8 protein-coding genes and 1 pseudogene are annotated in these 13375 nt (G+C 43.3%); 7 read left to right on the top strand and 2 right to left on the bottom strand.

The window, feature by feature from the left end; translation table 11 throughout:
• The first annotated feature begins 1 nt into the window (after position 1).
• From BCU94_RS06855 to BCU94_RS06845, 3 genes are all read left to right on the top strand, one after another.
• Positions 2 to 1102: an MBL fold metallo-hydrolase gene (locus tag BCU94_RS06855; RefSeq protein WP_102475964.1), complete on the top strand. Its 1101-nt coding sequence runs from the start codon at positions 2 to 4 to the stop codon at positions 1100 to 1102.
• 375 nt (positions 1103 to 1477) lie between these two features.
• Complete coding sequence (locus tag BCU94_RS06850) at positions 1478 to 2623, top strand: efflux RND transporter periplasmic adaptor subunit (protein ID WP_102439384.1); 1146 nt, start codon at positions 1478 to 1480, stop codon at positions 2621 to 2623.
• Positions 2624 to 2632: 9 nt separating this feature from the next.
• Entirely contained in the window at positions 2633 to 5782 is a 3150-nt protein-coding gene (locus tag BCU94_RS06845) for an efflux RND transporter permease subunit (protein WP_102439385.1), read from the top strand.
• 502 nt (positions 5783 to 6284) lie between these two features.
• Here BCU94_RS06845 and BCU94_RS06840 read toward each other — a convergent pair.
• The gene (locus tag BCU94_RS06840; protein ID WP_102439386.1) at positions 6285 to 7895 is read right to left on the bottom strand and encodes an AbgT family transporter; all 1611 of its coding nucleotides are present in this window, start codon (positions 7893 to 7895) and stop codon (positions 6285 to 6287) included.
• Between the two features lie 1330 nt (positions 7896 to 9225).
• Between BCU94_RS06840 and BCU94_RS06835 the strand changes: the two are divergent.
• From BCU94_RS06835 to BCU94_RS06825, 3 genes and pseudogenes are all read left to right on the top strand, one after another.
• Positions 9226 to 9771 (top strand): annotated as a pseudogene (locus BCU94_RS06835) (lytic transglycosylase domain-containing protein); the annotation flags it as partial.
• A 25-nt stretch (positions 9772 to 9796) separates the two neighbouring features.
• Positions 9797 to 11206 (top strand): M28 family metallopeptidase, encoded by a 1410-nt coding sequence (locus BCU94_RS06830; RefSeq protein WP_102475963.1) that lies wholly within the window; start codon positions 9797 to 9799, stop codon positions 11204 to 11206.
• 32 nt (positions 11207 to 11238) lie between these two features.
• The gene (locus BCU94_RS06825) at positions 11239 to 11499 is read left to right on the top strand and encodes a hypothetical protein (protein WP_102475962.1); all 261 of its coding nucleotides are present in this window, start codon (positions 11239 to 11241) and stop codon (positions 11497 to 11499) included.
• Between the two features lie 126 nt (positions 11500 to 11625).
• On the opposite strand, the gene rlmJ is transcribed toward BCU94_RS06825, so the two are convergent.
• A complete protein-coding gene (rlmJ, locus tag BCU94_RS06820; RefSeq protein ID WP_102475961.1) occupies positions 11626 to 12468 on the bottom strand; it encodes a 23S rRNA (adenine(2030)-N(6))-methyltransferase RlmJ in 843 nt (280 codons plus the stop codon).
• A 134-nt stretch (positions 12469 to 12602) separates the two neighbouring features.
• Here rlmJ and BCU94_RS06815 point away from each other — a divergent pair, with 134 nt between their 5' ends.
• Positions 12603 to 13370, top strand: coding sequence for a class I SAM-dependent methyltransferase (locus BCU94_RS06815; protein ID WP_198589950.1), 768 nt, complete (start codon positions 12603 to 12605; stop codon positions 13368 to 13370).
• Positions 13371 to 13375 lie beyond the last annotated feature (5 nt).

The raw sequence follows: 13375 nt of genomic DNA, 5'->3' as shown, positions 1-13375 counted from the left end.
TATGAAATATTGGTTATTTATTGTTGGAGTGTTGATGGTGTCGTTTAGCTTAAAAGCATGGTGCAGCTATGATAAAAATGCGCAAGAAACTCACGAGAAATTTCAAAATACCGAGATTAACTATCAATCAGGTTTAAGTGATATTTGGCAAATAGTAAAAAGTTATTTTACCGTCAAAAGAGCACACCCAACACCTGTAAAGCCGGTGCCTGTTTTGCCACTGACGACATTGAGCTTAAGCTTCAGTACTGAAGATCAAATATTTAGATTAGGTCATTCAACATTACTCATCCGCTTGGACGGTGAATATATCTTGTTAGATCCTGTCTTTAGCGAACGTGCATCTCCAGTTCAATGGGCTGGGCCAAAACGATTTCATCAATCGCCAATAAGTATTGAACAATTACCTGCTATTAAGACGGTCATTATTAGTCATGATCATTATGATCATCTTGATAAAGCGGCCGTTATGGCCTTAAATAAGAAAGTTGAGCATTTTGTGACGCCATCAAAAGTGGGCGATCACCTTATTGATTGGGGGATTAGCGCAAGTAAAGTGTCGCAATTGGCTTGGTGGCAAGAACTGAATTTGGCGGGGCTGACGTTAGTCGCTACCCCTGCACAGCACTTTTCTGGGCGTGGGCTATTCGATCGTGATACTACGTTATGGGCAAGTTGGGTGATCCAAGGCGAGAAAAACAAACTATTCTTTAGTGGTGATGGCGGTTACTTCTCAGGTTTTAAAGACATTGGTGAGCGTTATGGGCCATTTGATATCACCATGATTGAAACTGGCGCCTATAATGAATTATGGAGTGACATTCATATGATGCCTGAACAGAGCTTACAGGCGCATATTGATTTAAACGGCGCAGATTTTCAGCAAAGCGCCATGTTACCAATCCATAATGGTACTTTCGATTTATCATTACATGACTGGTTTGAGCCATTAGAGCGTATTACGACCTTAGCCGAGCAAGCGAATATACCAGTGCTAACACCGATATTTGGTGAGGCGGTTTCAGTTGATTTCCCTACTCAGGCAGCCTACTGGTGGCGTGATATGCTGACAGAGCCTACTGTCGCAATGCAAGCGCAATAATTAATATCGTATGAGGATATTTTTTTAGAATTTAATACTAGGCGCACACCTTTTTTAATGAGAATGGTGTATATTTACGCACTTTTAAAAGTGAGCCAGTTAACCTTTTTGTAACACTTTCGTGTGTATTTTTTGTTGTTGCTACAGCTAAGTCAACAAAGCGTATACAAAGTATCTAAGTTTATTATTTGTTTACAATTTATAATTTTTTAATTGGTTGTAATGGTTGTTGAGCTCGCAAGTGTATGGGATAACAACGTCCATTAAAATTTCAAGCTTAAAACGTTGAAAAACGTTGAAATATATATCCAGCAAATATTTACCCTTCAAACAAGGTGAAATTTACTGATGATGTCATTAGGAGTAGGAGCAGTCATGCGCAAAGCACTGAAAATAGCCTCAGTTATCACTGCGGCTTTATGGATTACCGCTTGTGGTCAAGCCGAACAAGGCCAAGGCCAACAAAAAGCACCACCCGCACCAGTAGGGGTGATGAGTGTGACTGAGCAGTCTCAAGCCATTTATGTTGAATTACCAGGTCGTAGTCGTGCTTTTTTAGAAGCGGAAGTACGCCCACAGGTATCAGGCATCATCACCAACCGTGGTTTTGTTGAAGGTAAAGATGTCGAAGCGGGTCAGTCACTGTATCAAATTGACTCTGCAACTTACAAAGCTGCTTTAGTTAGCGCAGAAGCAGATTTAGCCAGCGCGAATGCAGCCTTGGCTTCTGCGAAAGCTACAGCAGACCGTTATGCAGCCTTGGTTAAAACTAATGCTATTAGTGCCCAAGACTTTGATGAAGCTGATGCAGCCTACAAAGAAGCAATCGCTAAGGTGACTGTTGCTGAGGCAGCAATTAATACTGCTAAAATCAACCTTGAATACACAGAAGTACGTGCACCAATCTCTGGTCGTATTGGCACATCAAGTGTCACTCCTGGTGCACTAGTTACTGCTAATCAATCAAACACACTGGCGAAAATTCAGCAACTTGATCCAATCAATATCGATATTGCTCAATCAAGTGCACAACTATTACGTCTTAAGTCAAAACTTAGACAAGGCAAGTTACAGCAAAGCGAAAATGCTGAAGTGACCCTTATTCTTGAAGACGGTAGCACTTACGAGAACGTAGGTACATTGCAGTTCTCTGAAGTGAGCGTCAATGAAGCAACAGGTTCGGTGATTATCCGTGCTGAATTCCCTAACCCTGATGGGGTGTTGTTGCCTGGTATGTATGTGCGCGCGATTTTAAATGCCGGACAAGATCCATCAGCCATTTTAGTGCCGCAAAAAGCCATTACCCGTAACACAAAAGGTGAAGCGGTAGCTATGATTGTTAATGCTGATAATCAAGCTGAAGCGCGCGTGGTGAAAACAGCAGAGGTGATTAATCACCAATGGCGTATTACTGAAGGCTTAAAGGCTGGCGACAAATTGATTGTCGAAGGTCTGCAAAAAGTTCGTCCTGGCGCTGAAGTTGCTCCACAAGTTTTAACCGAAAACACTCCAACTAAATAGGGTAACGTTATGGCTCGTTTCTTTATCGATCGCCCTATTTTTGCATGGGTGATCTCAATTCTAATCATGTTGGCAGGGGTCTTAGCAATTAAAGATCTTCCTGTGGCGCAGTACCCGAGTATTGCACCGCCAACAGTTGAAATAACCGCGTTTTATCCTGGCGCGTCTGCAAAGACCATGGAAGATACAGTAACTCAGGTTATTGAACAACGTATGACGGGTATTGACCATCTGCGTTATATTGCCTCAAGCAGTGATAGTTTTGGTAATGCAAAAATCACCTTAACCTTTAATGCTGAAGCCGATCCGGATATTGCTCAAGTACAAGTGCAAAATAAGCTGCAAGCTGCGATGACCTTGTTACCGCAAGAGGTGCAATCTCAGGGTGTTAACGTGGTTAAATCAAGTGCTGGTTTCTTGATGGTTGCAGCGTTTGTATCTGAAGATGGTTCGCTGGATAAAACCGATATTGCCGATTATGTTGCTGCCAATATTCAAGATCCGTTAAGCCGTGTTGCTGGTGTAGGTGAATTGCAATTATTCGGAGCCCAATATGCAATGCGTATTTGGCTTGATCCGTTAAAGCTGACGCAATACAACTTAACTAGTATTGATGTTATGGCCGCGATTCGTGAGCAAAATGCGCAGATTTCAGCGGGTCAATTAGGTGGTGCGCCATCAATTGCTGGCCAAGAATTAAATGCGACCATTACTGCCCAAAGCCGTTTGCAAACTCCTGAGCAATTTAAAGGGATTATTCTCAAATCTGACACCTCTGGTGCTAACGTTTACCTGAGCGACGTAGCTCGCGTTGCACTGGGTTCTGAAAGCTACTCAGTGGAATCATTCTTTAACGGTAAACCCGCTGCTGGTATTGGTGTGCAGTTAGCCACAGGTGCTAACGCGCTTGATACCGCAAAAAATGTTCGTGAAATGCTTGCTGACTTGCAAACTTATTTCCCTGACAGCTTAGAGATTTATTACCCATATGACACTACGCCATTTGTTGAGAAATCAATTGAAGGTGTTGTGCATACCCTTATCGAAGCAGTGATTTTAGTGTTCCTGATCATGTATCTGTTCTTGCAGAACTTCAGAGCAACACTAATTCCAACGATTGCGGTACCCGTGGTATTACTTGGTACATTCGCCATTTTATCAGCGACTGGTTTCTCTATTAACACCTTAACCATGTTCGCTATGGTACTGGCTATTGGTCTGTTAGTAGATGATGCGATTGTTGTGGTGGAAAACGTCGAGCGTGTTATGTCTGAAGAGGGCTTAAGCCCACTTGAAGCCACCCGCAAATCGATGGATCAAATTACTGGCGCACTTGTGGGTATTGGTTTAACCCTGTCAGCAGTATTCGTACCTATGGCATTTATGTCAGGTTCAACTGGTGTTATTTATCGTCAGTTCTCGATTACGATTGTGTCTGCAATGGCGCTGTCTGTTTTAATCGCGATGATTTTAACCCCGGCATTATGTGCCACCATGCTTAAACCAATTCCAAAAGGCCATACCCATATTAATACTGGGTTCTTTGGCTGGTTTAACCGTAACTTTGATAAGTTAACCTCGCGCTATGAAGCGGGTGTAGCAAAAATCCTTAAGCGTACTGTGCGCATGATGGGTGTCTATCTTGTACTGGTTATCGCGACTGGTTGGATTTTCATGCGCATGCCAACAGCATTCTTGCCAGATGAAGACCAAGGCATCTTGTTTACCCAAGCAATTTTGCCAACTAACTCGACTCAAGAAAGCACCATGAAAGTGCTTGAGGATGTGAGTGACTATTACTTGGAAGAAGAAGGCGATATCGTTAAATCTGTATTTAGTGTTGCAGGTTTCAGTTTCGCTGGCTCTGGTCAAAACATGGGTATTGCTTTCGTCGGTCTTGAAGACTGGGCTGAACGTGGTGGTGAAGGGCAAGATGTTCAATCCTTGTCTAACCGTGCAATGGGTCGTTTCATGCAGATGAAAGACGCCTTAGTGTTTGCCTTTGTACCGCCAGCGGTAATTGAATTAGGCACGGCCAATGGTTTTGATATGTACCTGCAAGATCGTAGTGGTCAAGGTCATGAGGCGTTAATTGCAGCCCGTAATCAGTTATTAGGTATGGCAGCGCAGAATCCGAACCTTGTGGGCGTACGTCCTAATGGGCAAGAAGATGCACCTATGTACCAAATCCATGTTGATCAAGCTAAAATTCGCGCCTTAGGTGTGGATATCGATGATGTAAACAGTGTACTAGCAACCGCTTATGGTGGTTCGTATGTGAATGACTTTATCGACCGTGGTCGCGTTAAGAAAGTATACGTACAAGGTGATGCTGAATACCGTATGCAACCAAGTGATTTAGAAACCTGGTTTGTGCGTAACTCAAAAGGTGAAATGGTACCTTTCTCGGCCTTTACTACTGGTTCATGGGAATTTGGTTCGCCACAATTACAACGCTTTAACGGTTTACCAGCGGTCAATATTCAAGGTGCAACTATGCCCGGATATAGCTCTGGTGATGCAATGCTTGATTTCGAGAGAATGGTGCAAGATTTACCACCAGGGTTTGGTATCGAGTGGAATGGCTTATCTTATGAAGAGAGATTATCAGGTAACCAGGCGCCAGCGTTATACGCACTATCTATTTTAGTGGTATTCCTTGTACTAGCAGCACTTTATGAAAGTTGGACGGTACCATTTGCGGTAATCCTAGTTGTGCCATTAGGGGTTATCGGGGCACTGCTGGCGATGAATGGTCGTGGTTTACCTAACGATGTATTTTTCCAAGTAGGTCTACTGACGACGGTAGGGCTGGCAACCAAGAATGCCATCTTGATTGTAGAATTCGCCAAAGACTTCTATGACAAGGGTGCAGGACTGGTTGAAGCGACTTTGCACGCAGTGCGAGTACGTTTACGTCCAATCTTGATGACATCTCTAGCCTTTGGTTTAGGTGTTGTACCGCTAGCAATTAGTACCGGTGTTGGTTCTGGTAGTAAGAATGCACTAGGTACAGGCGTACTTGGTGGCATGATGAGTTCTACCTTTATTGGTATCTTCTTAATCCCACTGTTCTTCGTGGTGGTTGAGAAAATCTTCAATAAGAAAGAGCGTAAAGGTTATGTACCACCTGAAACGAAAAGTGATTCAGCTGAATAAGCGCTAATCACTGTAGTTATCCTTAAAAAGCCCAGCAGATGCTGGGCTTTTTGTTGCTCGTTATTTAAGGCTTATTGCCTTTAATCAGCCATGCTATCGCTTAAGTTGATGAGCTGACTCAGGGAGAAGTGCGCTGTTACTGTGACCTAACATAGTGAGATATGCTTAATGGCATGGGCGCAGGTTAACGGCGCTATGACAAGAACGACCGGATCAGTGGGAGCACCTTGTATTGCAATAACTCGAGTCAGTTAAGTTGAGTTCGATGCTTTGGTTGCAGAACCTCGGTTATAGCTAGCAAATGCAACTAACCCAATTCCTGTTATTAATGAAATAGTGCCATCAATGAAATACTCCTATCAATAAATACCTATCAATGAATACCTATCAATGAATACCCCTCCATGAAAGAGTCACTGTCAAAAACGCAATAAAAAGCCCTGTAAATACAGGGCTAATAAGCTAATCAGTTTCAGTCATTATGGTATGACAACGACATTCGTTATGGCGTGTAATAAGTTGCAGCGCCAGGACCTACAGGGAAGCCTAAAACAAATACCCATAGGAAGAAGAACAGCGTCCAACCGATAAAGAACACGATTGAGTAAGGCAGCATGGTGGCAATCAAGGTACCGATACCTAGATTCTTCTTATAACGGCTTGCAACCGCCAGAATTAGACCGAAATAGCTCATCATTGGCGTTATCAAGTTAGTGACCGAATCACCTATTCGATACGCTGCCTGAATGGTTTCAGGGGCATAGCCTACTAGCATTAACATAGGTACAAATATCGGCGCAGTAACTGCCCATTGCGCCGAAGCACTACCGAGCATTAAGTTGATAAAACCACACAACATAATAAACAGTACAAATACTAATGGCCCAGTTAAACCAATACTGCTCAAGGCATCCGCGCCAGTTACCGCTAATACCGCGCCTAAATTGGTCCATTTAAAGAAAGCCACAAACTGCGAGGCAAAAAATACCAACACAATATACATACCCATGGTACTCATACTGTGAGACATGGCATTAATGATGTCGGTGTCTTTTTTCATGCTGCCGACCACTTTACCGTACACCAAGCCCGGGATAGCAAAGCCGATAAAGATAAACGCCACAATGCCTTTTAAAAATGGTGAGCCTGAAACTAAGCCGGTTTCAGGATTTCGTAGTGGGGCGCCTTCAGGAATAATGGTCAATGCCAATAAGCTTGATAAGACCAATACAGAGAAACCCGCCACCTTTAAGGCATGTTTTTCTTCTGTAGTGACAATATCCATTTTCTGTTCAGATAAGTCATCAGCCGCTTCAGATACATCGTATTTTCCTAGTTTGGGTTCAACGATTTTTTCGGTAACCAGTGCGCCTAATATAGTGATTAAAAAGGTCGACACAAACATGAAGTACCAGTTGACCTCTGGGCCAACAATATAATCTGGGTCAATCATTTGCGCCGCAGCTTCAGTGATACCTGATAGTAAAGGGTCGACCGTGCCTAATAGTAAGTTAGCGCTGTAGCCACCGGATACCCCAGCAAAAGCGGCTGCTAATCCGGCTAAAGGATGACGCCCAAGGGAGTGAAATATCATTGCCGCCATTGGGATCAGCACCACATAACCTAGCTCTGATGCGGTATTGGACACAATACCTGCAAACACAATCGTTAGTGTAACAAGGCGCTTTGAAGTGCCCATGACCAATAAACGCATAGCGGCAGATAATAACCCTGAGCGCTCAGCAATACCGACACCCAGTAAGGCCACTAATACAGTGCCCAATGGGGTGAAGCCGGTAAAGTTAGTCACTAAGTTGGATACGATCATCCGCAAACCTTCAGCATTCATCAAGCTGACCACATGGATTAAGCCATCCTCACTGCGACCTGAGCTGCCCATAGGGCGAGGGTCTGCAACTGTCATTTCGAAATAACCCGCAATACCACTAATGGCAATGACAGCTAAGCAGAACATGGCAAATAAGGTAATTGGGTGAGGTAATAAATTGCCTAATCTTTCGACAATGTTAAGAAAACGGACAAAGGTGCCACTTGAGGCGAGGTCCTGAGGCGTACCCTTATTAGGCACAGCTTTAGATGGATCAAGGTTCATGAATATCCCTTAAATAGGCTTAATTATTAGAGTTTGAGATTTTGCCAATCTACAGACTATATGACCTATTTTAAAATAAGCTTAAATCTAGGCGGAAAAAGCTGATAAATATCAGTTAACATCAAATTTTCATTGAGTCTAACTCAATAACAACTAATTATCGAAAAATAGCGCTATTTAGTTGTACTGATGTTGTAAGTTGGTATAAAAAACACTCATTCTTGTTTTTGCTTAAAATGCTGTTTTGAAAGAATTAAAAAATATTTTTAATCATTTTGTTCTATATTTTTTACCTTTTTGAATGGTAGCGTCAAAGCTTGCTGTTAAGTTAAGCTTTTTAATGGTTTTAACCATGGTATTTGTCGGGTTTCTATATGAGTTGTAAAAAATCGTGCAAAAAACAACATCTGCATTGAGTGTATGTTTAGTGAACAGGGTGTTGATTCTTCGCTATGATGAGGCAAGCTAGTCAGTGCTCAATATAAACGTGATAATAATAATGATAAAAATACCTTTACATATTTTAGCTTCAAACTTGGCTTTTACGGTCAACACATACATAAAGCGATTACTCAGGCAGAGTTGCGCAAACGCCTTAATAAGCGGTTGCGGTGTAAGTTTACTGATCTTATTCAGCGCTTCCGTAACTGTTACCCAAGCCAATACCGGAGCTGGGTTTGAAATACAGGCACAGCAGAAAGCTAAAATTCAACTGACAATGACTGCGCCAGTTAAACCGCAAATAATTGCCAAAGCACAAACGCAGATTGAGCAAAGCAAACCGAATCAGAAACTTACTCCCACAGCAGCGTCGTTAGGATTAACTGAAAAATCGCCGCAAGCGGATAAAATTACTGCGTCGCAAAGTGAGCGCATAAAACCTCAAAAGCAGCTTGCAACCAGCACTAACGTGCAGCCTAAAGTGATTAAAGTGGCGACTATGCCGACGCCCCTAGCCCAAGCGCCCAAGCGTCAACAAGTCTTGCATGCGCCTATTGTGGTATTACCTTTAGCAAGTGACACGGGTGATGCTGAGTCTGGCTCTCAAGTTAAACCCCGCTCTCAAGTTAAACCAAAGAAACAACAGGTATTACACCCCCCGGTCGTGGCGCTTAAGCAGCCAGCAAAACCTGCTATGGTGTTAAAGCCCAAAGTGATTGTTGAACAAACTGCGATAAAATCTGCGGCTGTTGTAGAGCGTTATCAGCCTCCTGCAAAGAAGAAGTATTTTTCGCGCCAGCCGTCAGCGGATAATGCAGCACCAACAATGGTTTCAAGCGCATTAACCGCAAAAAGTACCTTGACCGCAGGTAGTCAGACTAAAAAACCAAAACGTAAAATCTATCAGTATCAACAAAATGGCGTGACCACTTTTTCAAATGTCGTGCCCACCACTGAGGACTTTGACGTTTTATTGTATGACTGCTTTGCCTGCCAAGTAGACTCGCAGCTTGATTGGCAGCGTATTCCCATATTTGTCTCTAAGCATAAACAGTTAGTCGAGGATGCTGCCAAACAATTTCAGTTAGATCCTGCGTTAATTCGGGCGGTGATCCATGCGGAATCAGCATTTAATGCCAAAGCGCACTCAAAGGTGGGGGCAATTGGATTAATGCAATTAATGCCTGCCACAGCCAAAGAGTTGGGCGTGACCGATGCTTATAACGTGCGGCAGAATATTCTGGGTGGTAGCCAATATTTAGCGTACTTACTTGAACGATTTGATAATGATATTGAGCTTGCCTGCGCCGCCTATAATGCTGGCCCAACAACCGTGACTAAGTACCAAGGAATCCCGCCATACCCAGAGACTCAAGCCTATGTTGAGCGGGTAAAAATCTTGCTAAAACGCTATCAAGCAGCATTAGCGAGCTAATAATCTAAAGATTTAAGAGGATGATATGAACAGGGATACACACACAATAACCATAAAAAAGTGCTATCAAGTTATTGGCGTACTATCGCTATTAAGCGTTAATCTTGTTGGATTTAATGCGATTGCTGCCCAGCAAAGTCATCTCGCGCCATCAGAAGAAGATATGCGTTTATATGATATTGCCACAGCGCCGCAGGCTAAGCGTTTACGCACAGATGTAGAAACGCTGGTGAGCTTTGGCACTCGTCATACCTTATCTGAAACACAATCTGATACCCAAGGTATTGGCGCAGCAAGGCGCTGGATTAAAGCTGAATTTGAACGGATATCTGCTGATTGTGGTGGCTGTTTAGAAGTGGTCATGGTAGGCGAGACAGTCAGTGGCAAGCGCATTCCAGATCCCACTGAAGTGGTTAACGTATTTGCGATTCAACGAGGCACAACAGATCCTAATCGTGTGGTGATGATGAGTGGTGACATTGATTCTCGGGTAACCGATCCGATGGACTTGACGTCAGTTTCCCCTGGAGCAAATGATAATGCGTCTGGCGTTGCTGGCGCGCTTGAAGCAGCGCGAGTGCTGTCGAAATATCAGTTCAACGGCACCATTGTTTATGCCGCGCTATCAGGTGAAGAACAAGGGCTATATGGCGGTGATGTGCTGATCAATTATGCTAAAAAGCATGACTGGCAAATCCAAGCGGTATTGAACAACGACATGATTGGCAATATTGCTGGCATTAACGGGGTTATTAACAATTCTACTGTAAGGGTATTTTCTGAAGGGGTCAGAATTGCAGAAACCACAGAAGAAGCTAAACAGCGCTATTTTAGCGGCGGCGAAAATGATTCTGCTTCACGTAATCTGGCACGAAAAATCAAAAGCTTGGTTGATCAATACATGACCAATCTTGATGTGATGTTGGTATATCGTTTAGATCGCTTTGGTCGTGGCGGGCACCATCTACCGTTTAATAAAGCAGGTATGCCTGCCGTTAGAGTGATGGAAGCTAATGAGCATTATGATCGTCAGCATCAAGATATTCGCACTGAAAATGGTATTGAATATGGTGATGTGCTTGCAGGTGTGGATTTTGATTTTAATGCCAAACTCACCGCACTTAATGCCATTAGTTTGGCTTCAATGGCGTGGGCACCAGAGCCGCCAAAAGGATTGAAAATCGAAGGCATTATGCAGCCCGATACCAAACTGCAATGGCAGCCTCAACCGAATAAGAATATATCAGGTTATCGGGTCTATTGGCGCTCAACGACGGAATCTGAATGGAGTCATAGTCGTTATGTTGGTAACGTGAATGAATTTATATTAAAAAACATGGTCATAGATAATTATGTCTTCGGCGTTGCCAGTGTTGGTGATAATGGTAATGCGAGTCCGGTGGTATTTCCGGGCGCGGCAGGGGCGTTTTTTTAATAGATTAATATGATGTAAAAAAAAGGATTAGGATGAAGAAAAGGATTTTACTGGCAAGTCTATTGCTGCCAATGATGTTGAACACGGCTTGCTCATCATCAAGCGCCACCAATGCAGGCTGTGATTTTGTTCGCGGCACGGCAGAAAGTAATTCAGATAGACGTGAACGTGACTCTAGCCCGGGAGCAACTACCAGTGATTCACATGATGGTGATATTTTCGTTGGTATTTTTACCGCGCTAATTGGACTGGTTGTACGACCTTTTACTGACGATGGCGATGAGTGCATATAGTCTAGCTAATATAAAAACTCGTATGATAAAAGGCCCATGTAATCTGCATTACATGGGCTTTTTTGTGGCATTTCTTTACTAAAATTATCGCTAAAGATACCTGCTAAAAGTACCGCGAGAAATAAATTATTCAGCCACTTCCAGTTTAACTACAGTTTTACCACCGCTTTGACCAAGACAGCGCTCTAGGTAGTTTAAGGTTTCTTTGGCGCGGGTATCGAGCTGCCACGGCGGGTTAATCACCCATAAGCCAGCAGCAGTCATACCAAATACATTGTTGTCAGGGGTAATTGATTGCTCAATACGCAGCTGATTTTTAATGCCACTATCAGCCAGTATTTTTAACATTGACTCAGTCTGGGCTCTATCAACCACTGGATACCACAACATATAAACACCAGTAGAAAAGCGTTTGTGCGCTTTAATAATGGCGTGGGCAACATCTTGGTAATCGGTTTTCATTTCGTAACTAGGATCAATTAAAGCAACGCCGCGGCGCTCAAGTGGTGGCACTGCAGCTATCAAACCTTTTAAGCCGTCACCTTTAACGACACGAACATGTCTGTCATCAGCAAACTGTTCATCAAGTGAAGCAAAATCAGTACCGTGTAACTCATGTAAAACCATGCGATCTTTTTCACGCATGTTCATATCAACAAAAGCAGGTGAACCCGGGTAAAAAGACAGTTCTTCCTCACCTTGGTTGAAGTGTTTTACATCGTCAATATACAGCTGCAATGATTCTGGTAAATCATCTTTACCCCAAAGCTTAGCTACGCCATCTAAATATTCACCAGTTTTCTTTGAAAACTCATCAGTTAGCGAATAACCGCCTGCACCAGCATGGCTATCGATATAGGCCATTGGCTTATCTTTTTTGTGCATCAATTTAAGCACTTGCAGCAATATTGTGTGCTTAAGTACATCGGCATAATTGCCAGCATGAAAACCGTGGCGGTAACTTAACATGAGAGTGTCCGAAAATTAATAAGCAGTCTAAGCTGCAAGATAGCTACATTATAGGGGCTAAGTCTAAGCAGGTATAGGTATTCACTCTGGCGGGCTTTTGGCATAATAGCCTTGAGTCTACTAAATATCTGGAAATACTTTTGCAAATACCGATTTTTTTTAATCAGCAATATCCGTCACTGGTTGATATCAGTGAGCGTTGGGGTTTTGAGTGGAGCAAAGAGGCGCAGTTTGAATTGCGTTTTGAGCACAACACCTTAAGCCTGCACAAACGTGATGAACCTAAATTAGATGGTATAAGTGTCGATTTTGTTTCAGGTGCTGTTGCTCACCGTCGTAAATTTGGTGGCGGCCGCGGCCAATCAATCGCCAAAGCGGTAGGCCTTAAACAAGGAGTAACCCCAACAGTGGTTGATGGCACCGCAGGTTTAGGCCGAGATGCTTTTGTGTTGGCTAGCCTAGGTTGCAAAGTGATTATGGTTGAGCGCCATCCTGTAGTAGCAGCGTTACTTGAAGATGGACTGCGCCGTGCTTATGAAGACGCTGAAATTGGTGAGTGGATGCGTGAGCGCATGAGTTTATTTCATGGATCGAGCCTTAGTGCCTTAGCTGATGCTGCTAAAACGACCGCGACAGAAATTGATGTGGTGTATTTAGACCCCATGTATCCCCACCGCGAAAAGTCAGCCTTGGTAAAAAAAGAAATGCGCGTATTCCAAACATTAGTGGGCGCAGACCTTGATGCCGATGGCCTATTGGCGCCAGCAATGGCATTAGCCACTAAGCGAGTGGCAGTAAAACGCCCTGATTACGCTGAAGATCTTGATGGAGTAAAACCGAGTATGGTTATTGCGACTAAGAAAAACCGCTTTGATGTCTATGTGAAAGCGGCAATGAAATAAAAAGG

The organism is Shewanella sp. 10N.286.52.C2, assembly GCF_002874545.1.
Classification (GTDB): Bacteria; Pseudomonadota; Gammaproteobacteria; order Enterobacterales; family Shewanellaceae; genus Shewanella.
Note: the sequence above shows the minus strand (reverse complement) of the source record. Positions and strands in the feature narration are given on the sequence as shown.